Origin of the sequence: Pasteurella sp. WM03, assembly GCF_004570945.1 — a bacterium.
Classification (GTDB): Bacteria; Pseudomonadota; Gammaproteobacteria; order Enterobacterales; family Pasteurellaceae; genus Rodentibacter.
In genome coordinates, this window is record NZ_SPPO01000007.1 from 1 (window position 1) to 17163 (window position 17163).

At 38.7% G+C, this 17163-nt stretch carries 18 protein-coding genes; 5 read left to right on the forward strand and 13 right to left on the reverse strand.

Annotated features, from left to right (window positions below; all coding sequences use genetic code 11):
- The first annotated feature begins 777 nt into the window (after nt 1–777).
- The 4 genes from E4T92_RS07860 (at nt 778) to E4T92_RS11270 (ending at nt 2350) form a co-directional block, all read left to right on the forward strand.
- Nucleotides 778–960: a hypothetical protein gene (locus tag E4T92_RS07860; protein ID WP_135094172.1), complete on the forward strand. Its 183-nt coding sequence runs from the start codon at nt 778–780 to the stop codon at nt 958–960.
- 307 nt (nt 961–1267) lie between these two features.
- Nucleotides 1268–1801: a hypothetical protein gene (locus E4T92_RS07865; RefSeq protein WP_135094173.1), complete on the forward strand. Its 534-nt coding sequence runs from the start codon at nt 1268–1270 to the stop codon at nt 1799–1801.
- Between the two features lie 15 nt (nt 1802–1816).
- On the forward strand, nt 1817–2029 hold the full coding sequence (locus E4T92_RS07870; RefSeq protein ID WP_135094174.1) for a hypothetical protein: 213 nt from the start codon (nt 1817–1819) through the stop codon (nt 2027–2029).
- A complete protein-coding gene (locus tag E4T92_RS11270; RefSeq protein WP_135094175.1) occupies nt 2030–2350 on the forward strand; it encodes an SEL1-like repeat protein in 321 nt (106 codons plus the stop codon).
- Between the two features lie 132 nt (nt 2351–2482).
- Here the strand turns inward: E4T92_RS11270 and mreD are convergent, their stop codons facing one another.
- From mreD to E4T92_RS07895, 4 genes are all read right to left on the reverse strand, one after another.
- On the reverse strand, nt 2483–2971 hold the full coding sequence (gene mreD / locus E4T92_RS07880) for a rod shape-determining protein MreD (RefSeq protein ID WP_135094176.1): 489 nt from the start codon (nt 2969–2971) through the stop codon (nt 2483–2485).
- Entirely contained in the window at nt 2971–4026 is a 1056-nt protein-coding gene (gene mreC, locus E4T92_RS07885; RefSeq protein WP_135094177.1) for a rod shape-determining protein MreC, read from the reverse strand. Before mreC ends, mreD begins: the two co-directional genes overlap by 1 nt.
- 73 nt (nt 4027–4099) lie before the next feature.
- Entirely contained in the window at nt 4100–5155 is a 1056-nt protein-coding gene (locus tag E4T92_RS07890) for a rod shape-determining protein (protein ID WP_077542061.1), read from the reverse strand.
- A 149-nt stretch (nt 5156–5304) separates the two neighbouring features.
- Nucleotides 5305–7092, reverse strand: coding sequence for an ABC transporter ATP-binding protein/permease (locus E4T92_RS07895; protein WP_135094178.1), 1788 nt, complete (start codon nt 7090–7092; stop codon nt 5305–5307).
- A 160-nt stretch (nt 7093–7252) separates the two neighbouring features.
- On the opposite strand from E4T92_RS07895, the gene E4T92_RS07900 reads away from it, so the two are divergent.
- Nucleotides 7253–8908 carry a putative transporter gene (locus E4T92_RS07900; protein ID WP_135094179.1) on the forward strand — a complete coding sequence of 552 codons (1656 nt, stop codon included), beginning with the start codon at nt 7253–7255 and terminating at the stop codon, nt 8906–8908.
- Between the two features lie 75 nt (nt 8909–8983).
- Here E4T92_RS07900 and lipA read toward each other — a convergent pair whose 3' ends face one another.
- From lipA to rsfS, 9 genes are all read right to left on the reverse strand, one after another.
- Nucleotides 8984–9946 carry a lipoyl synthase gene (gene lipA, locus E4T92_RS07905; protein WP_077542064.1) on the reverse strand — a complete coding sequence of 321 codons (963 nt, stop codon included), beginning with the start codon at nt 9944–9946 and terminating at the stop codon, nt 8984–8986.
- Between the two features lie 44 nt (nt 9947–9990).
- A complete protein-coding gene (lipB, locus tag E4T92_RS07910) occupies nt 9991–10632 on the reverse strand; it encodes a lipoyl(octanoyl) transferase LipB (RefSeq protein ID WP_135094180.1) in 642 nt (213 codons plus the stop codon).
- 1 nt (nt 10633) lies between these two features.
- Nucleotides 10634–10912: a DUF493 family protein YbeD gene (gene ybeD, locus E4T92_RS07915; protein ID WP_135094181.1), complete on the reverse strand. Its 279-nt coding sequence runs from the start codon at nt 10910–10912 to the stop codon at nt 10634–10636.
- 110 nt (nt 10913–11022) lie between these two features.
- Nucleotides 11023–12210 (reverse strand): serine hydrolase, encoded by a 1188-nt coding sequence (locus E4T92_RS07920; RefSeq protein WP_135094182.1) that lies wholly within the window; start codon nt 12208–12210, stop codon nt 11023–11025.
- Nucleotides 12211–12230: 20 nt separating this feature from the next.
- On the reverse strand, nt 12231–13094 hold the full coding sequence (locus tag E4T92_RS07925) for a septal ring lytic transglycosylase RlpA family protein (RefSeq protein ID WP_135094183.1): 864 nt from the start codon (nt 13092–13094) through the stop codon (nt 12231–12233).
- 52 nt (nt 13095–13146) lie between these two features.
- Nucleotides 13147–14262, reverse strand: coding sequence for a rod shape-determining protein RodA (rodA, locus tag E4T92_RS07930; RefSeq protein ID WP_135094184.1), 1116 nt, complete (start codon nt 14260–14262; stop codon nt 13147–13149).
- 8 nt (nt 14263–14270) lie between these two features.
- Nucleotides 14271–16223 (reverse strand): penicillin-binding protein 2, encoded by a 1953-nt coding sequence (gene mrdA / locus E4T92_RS07935; protein ID WP_135094185.1) that lies wholly within the window; start codon nt 16221–16223, stop codon nt 14271–14273.
- 18 nt (nt 16224–16241) lie between these two features.
- A complete protein-coding gene (gene rlmH, locus E4T92_RS07940) occupies nt 16242–16709 on the reverse strand; it encodes a 23S rRNA (pseudouridine(1915)-N(3))-methyltransferase RlmH (RefSeq protein WP_135094186.1) in 468 nt (155 codons plus the stop codon).
- A gap of 52 nt (nt 16710–16761) precedes the next feature.
- The gene (rsfS, locus tag E4T92_RS07945) at nt 16762–17070 is read right to left on the reverse strand and encodes a ribosome silencing factor (protein WP_135094187.1); all 309 of its coding nucleotides are present in this window, start codon (nt 17068–17070) and stop codon (nt 16762–16764) included.
- Nucleotides 17071–17163 lie beyond the last annotated feature (93 nt).

Below are 17163 nucleotides of genomic sequence, written 5' to 3' on the forward strand. Positions count from 1 at the left end.
TATCCCCATGTGAGAGTAGGGCACCGCCAGGGCTTTATTACCCATAAATCCCCGAGTTGATGAGCTTGGGGATTTTTGTTTACAGGATACGCCCAAAAATGTCCTGTTTGTCGACAAGATTCTCAGAGGAGAAGGCCAACCTAAACTATGTTAGAATACGACACAATTTTTCCTGTGAATAAAATTTTATGAGACATTTAAAATCTCTTGCTCACGCTGTAGTGACATCATGCTAAATATTCAATGCCAAATAGCAAATGACTTTCCTTCTGAGCCATGTATCTCATCTTACCTACAGTAAGAATTAAAAAATCTTCTTTGAAGAGCAGCTCCAATTAAATGGGGTCAATTTTAATATTAATCTCAATTTTATTGATTTACATTGAAATCTGCAGGGGAATGATTAGCATGAAAAAATTTAGCCTTGATAAGATCTTCACGTTAGAATAATTTAATTTTATAAGAAAGATTCTTTAAGAATATCCAAGCTTACCTTTTATTGATTACTCTAAATTCTATGTTCTTTACCTTATTATTAAATCTCTTTATATTCGTCTAAAATAATAAAAGTCCTATAAAGCAGACCGCACTTTTTATATACCTATTATATTCATATACCCCATATCTTATTTATCCCACCTTCAATGAAGGCAAAGTTTATTCTTTACCTAATGCTCAAAATATAGCCTATTTGCAAACAGTGTACACTGTTTTTGTTCTTTCTTGCAGAAAGAACAAATAACCCTTGGTTAAAAATAAATTTAGAGAATAAATAAAATGATCTATCAAATTGAATATACTTACCCACAACAAGAGGCTATTGGAAGTTTTCATTTTGTTGAAGCAGTATCAGAGAAAATTGCTATGTATAAGGCACAAGCCTTTATTGCCGAGCAATTATATTATTATTTTGATCAGGATATTGATTTTGGGATTAAATCAATTGAATTGGTGAAATAATTAAATCTCACAGCCTTAATTTATTAAGGCTGTTTTTTAGTTGAAAAATAGGGTGAATGATGAATATTTTAAATAAATTAAAAACCAGGAAAAAATCTGTTTTAGCTGTAGTCATTATAAGTATTGGTGTCATTGTTTGGTATAGTATGGGTTATAAAACGCGGCTTAATATTTTATCTCAATTAGGTAGTGCTAATGCAGAATATGAGCTTCATAGTATATACAATGTCTACCAAATATCTTGCAAAGATTTAAGGAAGTGAATGGGTATGGGGATATTCTACTATATGATAAGCTAGGTTGGTTAATGAAGATTTACATTAATGCTGCAAAATCAGGTAATAAATCTGCTAGATATGATTTATTACGAAGGGCAAATAAAAAACGGGGGCTATTGGGTTGCCTAGGCGATAGTAGGCTGGCAATTCAAAAAGTTGCATTAGTGCATTTAAATGAATTTTTTGAAAAAAATCCTACAGGAATTGAAGATTGGATTTCTTCCGATAATATTATTTCATCTTTTGATATTAGTTCTAGTGATATCATTTCATACTATTTGAACTCTTATAATTACCAATATTATTCTAAAGATCTTAATTATGCTCAATATCTTATTGATAAAAAAATAGAACTTTATAAAAATGACTTTTTAAAAAATAAAGATGAAAAGGCTATTAAAAATCTGTTAGATTTAGCTTATCTAGCTAAAAATACTATTGAGGAAGCAGCAAAAGAGATTTATCAATTAGTTTTGCTTATGGGAGATGAGGAACAGAAAAAAGAAGCAGAGTTTTACCTCGCTATGCTGTCTTATTATAGCCGTTCCGAAATGGAGAAGTAGGATGAACTAAATAAAATGCAATCACTCGCATCTGAAAATTATTCTCCTGCATTAGTATTTTTAGGAGATGATCTTACAAGATATTTGGTAAGAGATAATGATTCTTTGGGTCGTGCTAGAGCATATTATGAAAAAGCGTGGAATTTAGGAGAGGAGAATCGGGAATATACAAGTAGTGATATTTTAATAAAAATTTATCATACATATTCTCAGGAAGAGAAAAAATAGATGTATCATTTATTAGAAAGAGCAAGATGTGGTGAACTTTCTGGATCTTGGAATGATGATGAGATTTATTGCTCACGTGATTTGGCAGACATTTACTTTGAGATAGGTAAATATGATAAAGCCAGAACTATTTATGAAAAGATACTAGAATATGAGATGGATAATATGAGTTCACTGTCTGGTTTAGCACAAATCTATTATAAAGGATTAGGCGTTCGTCAAGATTTAGAAAAAGCAAAGGAATACTATGGTAAACTCTGCGATTTAAAAGAGCAGAAATATTGTGACTTATTCCGTGAAGTCAATGAAAAAATTCGTTAATTTTTCAACGGTTTTCTTATAAAAGACGAAATAAGGGAATCAAATTTATTAAAAAGATAAGAAAAAGGCGCTTTCTTTAATGGGAAAGCGCTTTTTCTTATGTAGTTTCGTGAAACTTTTTTGTAATTAAAGCTAATGAAGCCCTACTTTTCGGCGGATTTTTCTCATCAGTAAAAATACCCAAGGCCATAAAATGCCCGATGCGATTGCACCAAAAATTTCTTGCCAATTAAAGGTTGCACTATGTAAAAATAGTTCCACAAGAAAAATTAAAAAACGAATAACGAAAACAAAAATAATGATTAATAAGCTTTGAAACCACAGGGAAAGATTACGTAGTATTAGATGGTTTTTGGCAATAAAATAAAAAACAATGGATAGAACCAGCGCATGGATACCTAATGTTGAACCTAATACAAGATCCCATATTACCCCAGCCAAAAATGCGAGGCCGATATTAATTTTATTAGGAATTGCAAGTACCCAATAGGTCAGCACTAAAATTAGCCAAGCAGGTTTAAAGGCTTGAAATCCGATCGGCCAAGGGGCGAGTTCCATAACTAATGCAATGATAAAAAAGAATAGAATTGTTGCCCATTGAAAAATTAAACGCATCTGCATTAGTCTTCCTCTCTATGTTCTTGCTGTTCCGGTGAAATCATCTCATCTAGTGGTGCTTCAAGAGGAATTTCAGGTTCAGCCCCCTCTTTATTATTTTCTGTTATTGGTTCTTGAGCATCAGTAGTCATCTTTGTTTTACGCACAATAGTATTGGAGCCATTCGTTTGGCTTTCCAGACGTTTTTGCACCAATTCTCGAACTTCTTCTGGTGACATTGACTTCACTTTTGACATATCCAGACTGCTCGGCCATAGCAGAAGAACGTAACGTAAGCGATCTAAAGAGGCGAGGGGCTTAGCTTTTATAGTGGCAAAATAATTAGAACCATCACGTGATACATTTTGTACAATAGCAACAGGATAGCCTTCAATAAAGCGGCCACCCAATCCCGAGGTAACTAGCAGATCGCCTTTTTCAATATCCACGGAGCGTGGCACATTATCTAGTGTTAATTCATCAGTATGTCCTGTTCCGCTTGCGATTATCCGCACATCATTACGAAGTACTTGTACAGGAATGGAATGGGTAACATCTGTTAGCAATAGTACACGGCTAGTTTCAGCGCCAACAGAAATAATTTGTCCTATCACACCCTTCTCATCAATCACCGGCTGACCGACATAAGCCCCGTCTTTTTCTCCCTGATTTATGACAATTTGTTGACGATATACGTCGGTTTCTGCTGTCAACACTTCGGCAATTTTTTTGTATTCATCGGTTCTTAATGGGGAATTAAGCAACAAGCGTAAACGTTGATTTTCAACTTTTAATTGATCTAACAATAATAAATCTGCATTTTTTTCACGAAGTTGCTCACGTAAAACTTTATTTTCAATTTGTAGCTTGCCGGTATCCACGAAATTATCTGACACGCTATCCAATACTGTGCGAGGCGTATTTGCTAAATAGTATAAACCGCCAACCGCCGTTTCCATTACACTGCGGGCTTTATTCATTGAATTTTGCTCATCAGCCAAAATCAATGCGATAGAGGCAATGACAGCAAGGGTTAAACGAACACCTAAGGGCGGGGATTTACCAAAAATCGGTTTCATGAAAATACCTGAACTACAGATGACTTAAAACAAAAGTGCGGTCAAAATCAACCGCACTTTTATAGGTAATATATTAGATCTCGTCACTAAAAATATCGCCACCGTGCATATCAATCATTTCTAATGCTTCACCGCCTCCACGAGCCACACAGGTAAGAGGATCTTCTGCAATGATGGCTGGTACACCGGATTCACGTGAGAGTAAAATATCAATATTGCGTAATAGAGCCCCGCCACCGGTTAATACCATTCCCCGCTCAAAAATATCTGCAGCGTGTTCAGGTTGGCATTCTTCAAGTGCGGTACGCACAGCCGCTACAATACCGTTTAAAGGCTGTTGGATAGCTTCTAACACATCACGAGAGGTCAATTTGAACGAACGTGGCGCACCTTCTGCAAGATTGTGACCATGCACTTCCATTTCTTTAATTTCATCGCCTTCTTGAATGTAAGCCGTACCTATTTCTTGTTTAATACGTTCTGCGGTCGGTTCACCGATGACCGAACCGAAAGTGCGGCGAACATAGGAGATAATGGCTTCATCAAAGCGATCCCCTCCAATGCGTACAGAGGAAGAATAAACGATACCATTTAAGGAAATCACGGCAACTTCAGTTGTTCCTCCACCGATATCGATCACCATAGAACCTACGGCGGTAGAAACCGGTAATTTCGCACCAATTGCCGCCGCCATCGGTTCTTCAATTAAATAAACTTCACGAGCACCGGCACCAATCGCTGATTCTTTTATCGCTCGGCGTTCAACTTGCGTTGCTCCGGCCGGCACACAAACTAAAACACGAGGGCTTGGGCGCATAAAATTGCCACTGTGAACCTGTTTAATAAAGTATTGCAACATTTTTTCAGTAACGAAGAAATCTGCAATGACGCCATCTTTCATTGGGCGGATTGCCATAATACTTTTTGGCGTACGACCCAACATTTGTTTCGCTTCTCTCCCCACAGAAGCAATACTCTTCAATGAGCCCATACGATCTTGGCGAATGGCCACAACAGAGGGTTCGTCTAATACAATGCCTTGTCCCTTTACATAAATCAGGGTATTGGCCGTCCCTAAGTCAATAGAAAGATCGTTTGAAAATAAACCTCGTATCTTTTTGAATAACATAATAATTCCGTTAATTTGAATGGATGAAAAATTTACTCATATTTGAGTGTGAAAAAATTGCGCTAAATGTACCAAAAAATCGCTATTGATAATAGTATTTTTACACTGAGTAAGGAAAAATGCTGTAAAAAATAACCGCACTTTCCCTATTATCTGTCGATCTTGCTTAGCGACCATTCCCCTTTGGATAAAATATCAAGCTGTTGTTGGTGAAACGCTTTTAATGTTGAGCGATGTCCTACGCTGATGATAGTCATTGTCGGTTGTTCCTCTTTCAGTAGCCGATACATGGCATCTTCCAACCCTTCATCCATACTTGCCGTGGCTTCATCTAAAAAGGCGACTTTCGGTTTATGTAGCAATAAACGGGCAAATGCCAAACGTTGTTGCTCACCAAGGGAGAGTATTCGTGTCCAGTCCTGCTCTTGCTCAATGCGGGTAAGTAAATGCCCCAGTTGAACTTTACGTAAGGTTTCTTCCGCCAAAGTGCGGTCGATTTCTTCCACATTTTTTGGGTATGCCAATGCTGCCAGCAGGCTACCTTGCGGTAGATAAGGTTTTTGTGAGAGGAAAAGTTGTTCTTGAGGGCAATAAATTTTTCCTAGGGAATAAGACCAAAGCCCCGCAGCTGTACGTAATAAGGTGGTTTTCCCAACACCGGAATTTCCTTGAATTAATAGGCTTGTACCCTGTGGCAAAATAAGATTGAGATCTTCAATAAGTATTTGTCCGAAGGGATTTTTTATACTTAAATGTTCGAAAATCACCTCATTTTCAGTCGTCTGAATTTTGGTTTTTGATTCTCTATTTGCCATATCAATGGCATAAGTAAAGCAGGTTAAGCGGTCAAGAGTTGCTTTATAGCCGGCAAAATTATCATAGGTATTACGGAAGAAAGACAAGTTAGAATGTAATTGACCAAATACCTGAAAAGTTTGCATTAAATCACCAAGTTTGATTTGTTTCTCAAAATATCGACCGACTTGAATTAATAGAGGAAAGACAACAGATGTTTGGCTGACCACCAAGTTGAAACCGGAGAATTTTAGCGTTCTAAATACAATATTCCACATATTAGTGATAACCGCACGGAACTGGCGATAAAGTAAATTTTGTTCGACTTTTTCACCGGCATAAAACGCAATGCTCTCCGCATATTCTTTAACACGAATCAGAGAATAGCGATAGTTTGCATTAAGACGTTCATTGGCAAAATTGAGACTGATTAATGGGCGACCAAGTCGAAATGCGATTAATGTGGTAAAGATGACGTAAGCAAAAACTAAAAAAACCATCATGTGTGGAATATTGACGCCAAATACCCGCATTGGTCCAGCCAATCCCCATAATAAAATTGTATAGGAAATCATGGAGGTGACGGCATCAATAACACCGGTGCTTAGTGATAATGTGGTTTTAACGTAAGATTGTACGTCTTGTTGAATACGTTGATCGGGGTTGTCTAGATTTGCTGATAGATATTGTGTTTTATAATAGGCACGATTTCCCATCCATTTACCGGCAAGTTCATCGTTTAGCCAAGTAATCCAATCAATCACAAAACGTTGTTCAATGTAATAGCTGATTAAATAGACAGAGACGGCACTTGCTGCAATGACACAAAATAAGCCCATTTGTTGCCAGAAGACGGGTTCATTAAATTCTTGTAGCGAAGTGTACATACTATTGTTCCATTCTGAATACACCAAGCTTATACGCACACTGACTAGGGTGAGTGCCACAATCAACAAGAAAAATAACAACGGCTTAATGCTACGTTTAGGTGAAAGGTAACCACCGGCAAACATCCAAAATTGTTTTCCCCAATGGGTAAAGCGTACGAGCAAAAAAATTCCGGCACTAAATGTGACTGAGGTAATCATGAGGGTTTTTAAAACCCATAGGAGGGAAGTGATCGCTTCTTGTCCGTAATCCATAAATTTATCCGAAAAAAATAAAAGTGCGGTCATTTTAGGCAGTGTTTATGATTAAGCAAGAAAAATTGTGATGAAGTTATCATTTTTTGAGTTTGATTAAGTTTTCAAAAAATCAAGTTGTTATAATCCGTTATAGGTAAATTTAGTTTATGAGGTCACTATGAGTGAAATTGCAATTACGATTAGTCTCCTTGCCCTTGTCGCAGTCATTGGTTTATGGATAGGGCATTGGAAGATTAGGGGCGTTGGTCTAGGAATAGGCGGTGTATTATTTGGTGGTATTATTGTTGCGCATTTTACTAATCAGTATGGGTTGAAACTTAATGAACATACTTTGCATTTTGTGCAAGAATTCGGCTTGATTTTATTCGTTTATACTATTGGGATTCAGGTTGGTCCCGGTTTTTTTGCCTCTTTACGCCAATCAGGCTTAAAGCTCAATGGGCTTGCCATTTTAATTGTTATTATTGGTTCACTGTCTGTTTTTATTTTGCACAAAATGGCGGATGTTCCCTTGGATATCGCATTAGGTATTTATTCCGGTGCAGTGACCAATACGCCATCTTTAGGGGCGGGACAACAAATTTTAAGTGAATTAGGTATGCCGCAGGCGACAGCCACGATGGGGATTGCATATGCAATGGCATATCCTTTCGGGATTTGTGGGATTTTACTTGCAATGTGGTTAATTCGTTTATTTTTTAGAATTAAAATTGATGAAGAAGCTCAACGTTTCAATAAAGAGAGTGGACAAGATAAAGAAAGTTTACATACCATTTCGGTAAAAGTAACCAATCGTAATTTAGACGGCATTACGTTAGTTGGAATTCCGGGGTTTGATGATGAAGACGTAGTATGTTCTCGTTTAATACGTGGGGAAAGTGCTATTGTTCCCAAAGCAGATACGGAAATTCATCTTGATGATATATTGCATTTGGTTGGTGATGAACAAGGTCTAAAAAAAATGCGTCTTGTCATTGGTGATGAAGTGGATGTTCCCGTTATTTCCACTAGTGGAGAAATTCGTGCAGAGCGGGTTGTTGTGACAAATGAGAAAGTGCTGGGGAAAAAAATTCGAACACTTCATATTCACCAAAAATATGGAGTGGTAATTTCCCGCCTTAACCGTACCGGAGTGGAATTAGTACCAAGTGGGAATACCTCGTTACAATTTGGTGATGTATTGCATATGGTGGGTCGTGCTGAGGTGCTTAATAAAGCCATTTCTATTATTGGTAATGCGCAACAAAAGCTCCAGCAAGTACAAATGTTGCCGGTATTTCTTGGTATTGGATTAGGTGTTTTGTTGGGATCTATTCCTTTCTATATTCCGGGTTTTCCTGTTGCCCTAAAACTGGGGTTAGCCGGTGGTCCTCTTGTTGTTGCTTTAATTCTTGCTCGAATTGGTAGTATTGGAAAACTTTATTGGTTTATGCCGCCAAGTGCGAACCTTGCCTTGCGTGAAATAGGTATTGTGCTTTTCCTTGCGGTGGTAGGTTTAAAATCCGGTGGTAATTTTGTTGATACCTTAGTCAATGGTGCAGGGCTTGAATGGATGGGATATGGTATGTTTATTACTTTCATTCCTTTGATGATTGTAGGGGTGATTGCACGTATCTATGCCAAACTTAATTATCTCAGTATTTGTGGGTTGCTCGCCGGTTCGATGACCGATCCCCCGGCTCTTGCTTTCGCCAATGAAATCAAAGAAGATAATGGTGCGGCTTCACTTTCTTACGCAACAGTTTATCCATTAGTGATGTTCCTGAGGATTATCTCTCCGCAACTACTGGCAGTATTGCTCTGGGTGGCTTAGGCCGATAAAAAATGGGTTGCTTTTTAAAGCAACCCATTTTACTTAGTAAAAGTGCGGTCATTTTTGATGCCGTTTTTATTTTACTAAACCGCCACTGGCTTGGAGATCCGCATGATACGAGGAACGTACAAAAGGCCCACAAGCCGCATGTTCAAAGCCCATAGCATTGGCTTTGTCCCGGAATTCATCAAATTCTGCAGGCGGTACATAACGAGCAACCGGAAGATGGTGTCGGCTTGGCTGTAAATACTGCCCTAGAGTGAGCATTGTCACACCGTTATCACGTAGATCTTGCATCACGTCTAAAATTTCCTCGTTAGTTTCCCCCAAGCCAACCATTAAGCCTGATTTTGTTGGGATATTAGGAAACATTTCCTTAAATTCACGAAGGAGTTTTAGTGACCATTCGTAATCTGCGCCCGGACGAATTTCTTTGTATAGACGGGGGACATTTTCTAAATTGTGATTAAATACATCCGGGGGATTCTCTTTTAATTTTTCTAATGCTTGGGAAATTCGACCACGAAAATCAGGCACTAAAATTTCAATTTTAATTCCCGGATTCAATGCCCGCACCTCTTTTACACATTCTGCAAAATGTCCAGCACCACGATCCGGCAAATCATCCCGATCTACGGACGTAATCACCACATATTTCAATTTCATATCTTGAATCGTTTCAGCGAGTTTACGTGGTTCTTCCGGATCAGGCGGTAAAGGTTTTCCATGTGCAACATCACAAAACGGGCAACGGCGGGTACAAATCGCCCCCAAAATCATAAAAGTAGCGGTACCATGATTAAAACACTCATGTAAATTCGGGCAAGAAGCCTCTTCGCAAACCGAGTGCAATCCATGACGACGCATACCATTTTTAATATTTTCAATTTTCAGTGAACTTGCCGGTAATTTGATTTTCATCCATTCCGGTTTTTTCAGTAACTCTTGATTGGGATCAATATTTTTTACAGGAATAATGGAAGTCTTGGCAGCGTCACGATATTTGACGCCTCGTTCCATTTTAAACGGCGTTGACATGATTCTTTCCTAAAGAAAAATGCCTAAACTAGGCATTTTTATTGTTAAAAATTCGTTACATTATAGCCCAAAAGTTCGGCAAAGTGTTTAATTAATTTGGGGGAGACGTTATCTAATGTTGCTTCTTCTTTCGAGATAAAATCGGCAAGTTGGCACATTTCTAAACCGGCATAGCCACAAGGGTTAATATAATGAAATGGCGTTAAATCCATATTGATATTAAATGCCAATCCGTGGAAGGAACAACCTTTACGAATACGCAATCCTAATGAACAAATTTTCTTACCGTCAATATAGACACCCGGTGCATCGGGTTTAGGGTAACCTTGAATACCGTAATCCTCTAAAGTTTTTACCACCGTCTGCTCAAGTGCGGTCACTAATTGACGAACATTTAAGTCTTGATGGCGGCGAATATCAATCAACACATACATAATTTGCTGCCCCGGCCCATGATAAGTAATTTGCCCACCACGATCGGATTGTACAACGGGGATATTAGAACTTTGCAGCAAATGTTCAGATCTTCCCGCTTGCCCTTGGGTAAATACCGAAGGATGTTCTACCAACCAGATCTCATCTGTGGTTTCAGCATTGCGATTGTCCGTAAAACTTTGCATTTTATGCCAAGTTTCTTGATAATCCTGTAAACCAAGTTGGCGGACGATAAGGGGTAATTTAGCCATACTAAATCACCATTTTTACGCCTTCAACTTTAGCGAGTTCTTTATAGAGGGTTTCCACTTGCTCGAAGTTTTGTGCAATGACATCAATAGAAACAGAATTGTATGTGCCTTTACTACTTCGTTTTTCTTTGGGGATATAGTCCCCCGGAAGATATTTTTGTACGACAGCAATTAAATCCTGTGCTAGATTCTCGCGGTTTATGCCTGCGACTTTAAACGTCATTGCAGCAGGGAATTCCATTAATTCTTTCAGTTTTTCGTAATCTTGTTCTGTTGCCATAATTGTTCTCTCTATTTTGGGTGAGATAAAGGGCAGATCTTAAATCTGCCCGGTTTGAGATAATAAATTCCTTTGTAAAATGGGGAAGTGCGGTTGAAATTCAAGGTATTTTAGAAAAGACTTTTTATCGTTAATACTAACCAATCCCAAGCATTTCCCAAAAATCCCCCTTCTTTGACTTCTTGCATGGCTTGTAAACTAACGACTGCAACGTCTTTGCCATCAAGCTGATAAATGACTTTCCCAACGATTTGACCTTTCGCTAAAGGGGCTTGTAAGTATTTGCTATCTAATTCGTAACGGGCTTTTAATTCAGTTTGTTTACCTTTTGGCACGGTAATAAAACTATCTTGTAATACTCCTAATTTCACACTACTTTCATCGCCGTAATAAACTGGTTGTTCTGAAATTTCTTTATTCGCCTCAAGGGTTTTTAACGTCTCGAAATTCGCAAAACCCCATTGCAATAGTTTTTTACTTTCAACTTCACGACCTTTATAAGTTGGTACGCCCATTACAACAGAAATTAAACGCATATTGCCCGAATTTGTTGCTGAAGCTACGAGATTATAACCTGCTTGACTGGTATGGCCGGTTTTCATTCCATCCACGTTCATGGTTTTGTCCCATAACAAGCCATTACGGTTAGGTTGCTTGATTTTATTAAAGGTAAAATCTTTTTCAGCATAGATTTTATATTCATCAGGCAAATCACGAATAAGATGTGTACCGATAATCGCCATATCACGTGCGGAAGAATATTGATTTGGATCATCTAAACCATGTGGTGTAGTGAAGTTGGTATTTTTTAAACCAAACTGTTGGACATATTTATTCATGGTGTCCACAAAGTTTAACACTGTACCTGAGATATGTTCCGCTAGTGCCACACTGGCATCATTTCCGGAAACAATAATTACGCCCTTGTTTAGATCTTGCACTGATACTTGTTGGTTTAGATTTAAGAACATTTTAGATGAATCAGGGAAATTACGTCCCCAAGCACTTTCGCCAATGGTCACCATATCGGTATTATGAATTTTTCCCTGTTTTAAGGCTTGCCCGACAACATAGCTTGTCATCATTTTTGTTAATGAGGCGGGATATTGGCGTTGATCCGGATTTAATGCAGCGAGTATAGCCCCGGAATGGTAATCCATCAAAACATAGGTTTGGGCGTTGACCTGCGGCGGTGTAATGCCATATTGCATATCCTCTTGTGCAATGGCAGTAGAAGATACCGCAATAATTCCAGAAAGAAGAGCAGTTTTAGTGAATTTAGCACTTTGCTTTAACATAGCATTTCCTTAATAAAATCTTAATTTTTATGAGTATAAACAATTAATGGCTTTTCACCGGCCATTTTTTGCAATTTTGCTTTTAACTGTGTGGTGAGCTGTTTATTTTCCAAAGGACCGAAATGAATTTCATACTTGCCATTACGATGATTGACTTCTGCATTAATATTATCAAGTGCAAGGCGTGTAATCATATTATTTGCCTGTTTTTCGGTAGGGAAATTTAGCATTTTTAACGTATATTGTTCCTTAGATGCTTTAGATTCATTTAAATGGCGCTTTCCTTCATTTTCTTCTCTCTTTACAAGGCGATTAGAAGCTGACGCTGTTTTTGCAAGCTTGGCAAGGGTTTTGGTCCCCGCCCCTGAAATATTGCCATTTGGTGCAATATGAAGAGCCTCAACCTTTACTTTTCCTGTTCCTCGTGCAATCAAACCGATTTCTTTTGCAGCCACATAAGATAAATCAATAATCCGATCATGGCTAAAAGGGCCACGGTCATTAATACGGACAATGGTTTTACGATTATTACGTAAATTAGTGACAAGTGCATAAGAGTTAATTGGCAGAGTTTTGTGTGCTGCAGTATAGAGATTTGAATTATAGGTTTCACCACTTGAGGTTCGGCGACCATTAAATTTACGATGGTAATAACTCGCTACACCGGTTTTGGAATAGTTTTTGGCCATGGTGTGGCTTTGTGTTGTATAGGTTTTTCCTCTCACTGTATAGCTGTGAGGGGCGTGATGAGGCGTTGTTTGGTTGAGGTTCGCCCCCTTGATACCATATAATTTATTGGTATCATTTTTAGCCTGTGCCGGCAAAATTCCCATTGATATGGTCAAAAAAAGTGCGGTTAATTTTACAAATGTTTTTAATGTCATCAGTGAATTATTCCAGTTAAGTGTGTTATGTAAAGAACCTTAAAAACATCAATTAGTTCCCGTTCATAAATTTTGTGCGGTGTGTATGGATAGACATAACCAATCCAAAACTTGCCATAATTGCCACATAAGATGTGCCACCATAGCTAAACAAAGGCAAGGGGACACCTACCACTGGCAAAATGCCACTTACCATACCAATATTTACGAACAAATACACGAAAAAAATTAATGTTGTAGCACCGGCCAAAATTCGCCCAAAAGAGGTTTGGGCATGAATGGCAATCATTAACCCTCTAATAATAATAAAGAGATAAATAGCAATTAAAATGCCAAAGCCTACCATGCCATGCTCTTCGCTCATGACGGCAAAGATAAAATCTGTGTGAGGTTCCGGCAGAAACTCCAATTGAGATTGTGTGCCTTGCATCCATCCTTTACCCCAGATTCCCCCAGAACCAATAGCAATTTTAGATTGTAAAATATGGTAGCCCGCCCCAAGGGGATCTTTTTCCGGATCAAGTAGTGTCAAGACACGGGTTCGTTGATAATCATGCATTAAATAAAGCCACATAATGGGGATAAATCCGGCTAATCCTACAACCGCAGCAAAAATTAACCACCAACTCATTCCCGCGAGGAAAACAACGAACAATCCGGATGCACTGACTAATATTGATGTCCCTAGATCGGGTTGAATCGCCACTAATAAGGTAGGGATAAGAATCATTGCAATGGCAATAAAGGTTTCGCTTAATTTAGGCGGAAGCGGGCGATTGCCTAGATAGACCGCTACCATTAAGGGTACTGCTAATTTGACAATTTCCGAAGGTTGAAAACGGATAAAGCCAAGATCCAACCAACGTTGTGCTCCCTTACTGATTGTTCCGATAGCATCAACTAGGATGAGTAAAATAAATCCGATCAAATAAAGATAAGGGGCAATTCGTTGATAAAACTTAGGTGGCAATTGGGCCATCACGAGTAGAACGATAAAACCGAGGCAAACTTGGATAATTCGATTGCGGAACATTGCTTCACTTGCACCGGAAGCACTATAAAGCACGAGCATACCATAGCCTGTGATCGCGATAAGCCCTAATAATAACCAAAAGTCTAAGTGTAACGGCCGCCATAAACGAAGCCAAAGTGGTGTTTTTTCTTCCATTATTCTATTTACCTATTTTCTCTATTTGGCATTTCATTTGCTTTATGAGGGGGATTTTCCAAATTTACTTTATGTTCAATTTCAGGTAAACGTTTGTTGAGATAGTAATCCATAATTTTGCGAATCATTGGAGCGGCATTACTCGAACCGCTGCCTGCATTTTCTAAAATAATCGCAACTACAATTTTGGGATTTTCATAAGGTGCGTAAGCGGTAAACCAAGCATGATCATGTAATTCTTTTTTCAACCCTGCTGCATTATATTTTTGGTTTTCTTTCAAACTGAATACTTGTGCTGTACCGGATTTCCCTGCCACATGATAATTTGCCCCAATAAAGGCTTTACGCCCTGTACCCGCCCCGGAATGTACCACATTAAACATTCCTCGTTTAGCGGCATCCCAATAAGCCTGTTTAGGTTCGGTGATATCTTCATAAAGTAAAGGATCTTGATAAGGTTCAATAATTGCCCCTTCCACTGACTTCATTAAATGCGGTGTATTAACTTTGCCATTATTGACTAAAATTGCAGTAGCTTTGGCAACTTGTAATGGGGTGGCGGTCCAATAACCTTGTCCGATACCCACTGAAATCGTATCCCCTTGTACCCATTGACGTTTATAACGCTTTTGTTTCCATTCTTTGGTTGGCATATTGGCTGACACTTCTTCATTGATTTCGATCCCTGTTGGCATACCAAAACCAAAGCGTTTCATCCAAGAGGATAAGCGATCTATCCCTAGATTATAAGCAACTTGGTAGAAGTAGGTATCAGAGGATTCGGTAATTGCCTTGTTTAAATCTGTGTAGCCATGACCTGATTTTTTCCAGTCACGAAAGCGTTTTGTGGTGTTGGGTAACATCCAGTAACCGGGGTCGAAAATCGTCGTATGTTGAGTAATCACATTTTCCGTTTGTGCTGCGACAGCAATAAATGGTTTTACCGTTGAAGCAGGAGGATATACCCCTTGTGTTGCCCGACTATAAAGCGGACGGGCGGGATCTTCTAATAAACGTTTATAATCGGCACTAGAAATGCCGTCTACAAATAAATTATTATCGTAACTTGGTGTTGAAACCATGGCTAACACACTACTATCTTTGGGATCAAGAACCACAACGGCTCCTTTTTGTCCACTCAGTAAATCGGTAATGTAACGTTGAAGTGCGAGATCAATGGTTAGGTGAATACTTTTTCCTGCAACAGCCGGCTGTTCGCGTAATTTACGAATCACTTTACCACGATTATTAATTTCAACTTCTTCAAAACCGGTTGTACCGTGTAATTGATCTTCATAGTAACGTTCAATTCCCAATTTTCCCATATCATGAGAGCCGGCGTAATTAGCAAATTTTTCGTTCTTTTTTAGCTTCTCAACATCTTTGTCATTAATTTTCCCGACATAACCGAGAATATGTGTCATGACATCGCCATATAAATAGTTACGTTTAAAATAGGGGCGAACTTCAAGACTTGGAAATTGGTACTGATTCACGGCAAAACGAGCAATTTGCTCTTCTGTTAAATTCGGTTTAAGCATGATAGAGGTGTAGCGGGAGCCTCTGCGACGCTCTTTTTTAAAATTGTCGATATCTTCATCCGTTAAGCCAATAATATAGCGAAGCTCATCAAAAGTGCGGTCTAAATTTTCCGTTTTTTCAGGCACGATATACAACCCAAAAAAAGTGAGATTTTCTGCTAAAAGCTCACCGTAGCGGTCGTAAATTAACCCACGAGTAGGGGGAACAGGTAAAAGTTTGATTCGATTGCCGTTGGAGCGAGTTTGGTAAGTATCAAAATTAACCACTTGAAGGTGATAGATATTGGTAAATAGCACGCCCGTAAGTGCGAGAATACCGATAAATGCGACTAAAGTTCGGCGTACAAAAAGATTCCGTTCCGCTTTTTTATCACGAATCGGATCATTTGTAGGAGATGAGAAGAATTTCTTAAAATTCATCTAAAATTGACCGCGCTTTTATTCTCGATGATAGGGATGATTCGTTGTGAGCGACCACGCACGATATAAACTTTCTGTGACAACCACTCGAACAAGCGGATGAGGTAAGGTCAAAGGGGAAAGCGACCAACTTTGCTCTGCCGCTAACTTACATTCCGTTGAAAGCCCTTCTGGTCCACCAATGAGTAAGCACACATCACGCCCATCATTTTTCCAAGATTCCAATTGTTCTGCGAGTTGGGGAGTGGTCCAAGGCTTACCGGGAATATCAAGGGTTACGATTTTGCTTTTTCCACAAGCCGCTAACATTGCCTTTCCCTCTTGCTCTAAAATACGTTTAATATCCGCATTTTTTCCCCGTTTCCCAGCTGGTATCTCAATCAACTCAAAAGGCATATCTTTAGGAAAACGGCGTTGATATTCCTCAAATCCGGTTGTGACCCAAGCCGGCATTTTGGTTCCGACAGCAATTAGTGTGATTTTCACTGATGTTCCTTTTGATCAAGTACAGTTAAATTTAACGCTGTTATGGTCGCACTTATGCCCAAAGTTTTTCTAATTGGTAGAGTTCTCGGGCATCTCGTTGCATAATATGAACGATAGTTTGTCCCAAATCGACCACAATCCAATCAGCAGTATTCTTCCCCTCTTCACCAAAGGTTTCTACGCCGGCTTTTTTGCATTCAGCAATTAAATTATCTGCCATTGCGGAGACCTGGCGGCTGGATGTTCCTGTGCAGATCACCATATTTTCTGTGATTGATGATTTTCCACGCACATCAAAATGCACAATATCAGTGCCTTTTAAATCATCTAAGGTATCTATGATAAACTTAACTAATGACATTGTTTTTCCTTACCCATAAAAATGCGGAATTCTACCATCGAATCAAGTTAAGGACTAGGGCTTGTCGAAATTTTTGCCGATAATATAAATAAA

Excerpts from the sequence above, each read along its gene's own strand:
- lipA (WP_077542064.1), bottom strand. The coding sequence starts at position 9,946 with ATGTCAACGCCGTTTAAAATGGAACGAGGCGTCAAATATCGTGACGCT.
- E4T92_RS07870 (WP_135094174.1), top strand. The coding sequence starts at position 1,817 with ATGCAATCACTCGCATCTGAAAATTATTCTCCTGCATTAGTATTTTTA.
- E4T92_RS07895 (WP_135094178.1), bottom strand. The coding sequence starts at position 7,092 with ATGGATTACGGACAAGAAGCGATCACTTCCCTCCTATGGGTTTTAAAA.
- E4T92_RS11270 (WP_135094175.1), top strand. The coding sequence starts at position 2,030 with ATGTATCATTTATTAGAAAGAGCAAGATGTGGTGAACTTTCTGGATCT.
- rodA (WP_135094184.1), bottom strand. The coding sequence starts at position 14,262 with ATGGAAGAAAAAACACCACTTTGGCTTCGTTTATGGCGGCCGTTACAC.
- E4T92_RS07860 (WP_135094172.1), top strand. The coding sequence starts at position 778 with ATGATCTATCAAATTGAATATACTTACCCACAACAAGAGGCTATTGGA.
- E4T92_RS07890 (WP_077542061.1), bottom strand. The coding sequence starts at position 5,155 with ATGTTATTCAAAAAGATACGAGGTTTATTTTCAAACGATCTTTCTATT.
- mreC (WP_135094177.1), bottom strand. The coding sequence starts at position 4,026 with ATGAAACCGATTTTTGGTAAATCCCCGCCCTTAGGTGTTCGTTTAACC.
- mreD (WP_135094176.1), bottom strand. The coding sequence starts at position 2,971 with ATGCAGATGCGTTTAATTTTTCAATGGGCAACAATTCTATTCTTTTTT.
- ybeD (WP_135094181.1), bottom strand. The coding sequence starts at position 10,912 with ATGGCAACAGAACAAGATTACGAAAAACTGAAAGAATTAATGGAATTC.
- E4T92_RS07865 (WP_135094173.1), top strand. The coding sequence starts at position 1,268 with ATGAAGATTTACATTAATGCTGCAAAATCAGGTAATAAATCTGCTAGA.
- rsfS (WP_135094187.1), bottom strand. The coding sequence starts at position 17,070 with ATGTCATTAGTTAAGTTTATCATAGATACCTTAGATGATTTAAAAGGC.
- mrdA (WP_135094185.1), bottom strand. The coding sequence starts at position 16,223 with ATGAATTTTAAGAAATTCTTCTCATCTCCTACAAATGATCCGATTCGT.
- E4T92_RS07920 (WP_135094182.1), bottom strand. The coding sequence starts at position 12,210 with ATGTTAAAGCAAAGTGCTAAATTCACTAAAACTGCTCTTCTTTCTGGA.
- E4T92_RS07925 (WP_135094183.1), bottom strand. The coding sequence starts at position 13,094 with ATGACATTAAAAACATTTGTAAAATTAACCGCACTTTTTTTGACCATA.
- E4T92_RS07900 (WP_135094179.1), top strand. The coding sequence starts at position 7,253 with ATGAGTGAAATTGCAATTACGATTAGTCTCCTTGCCCTTGTCGCAGTC.
- lipB (WP_135094180.1), bottom strand. The coding sequence starts at position 10,632 with ATGGCTAAATTACCCCTTATCGTCCGCCAACTTGGTTTACAGGATTAT.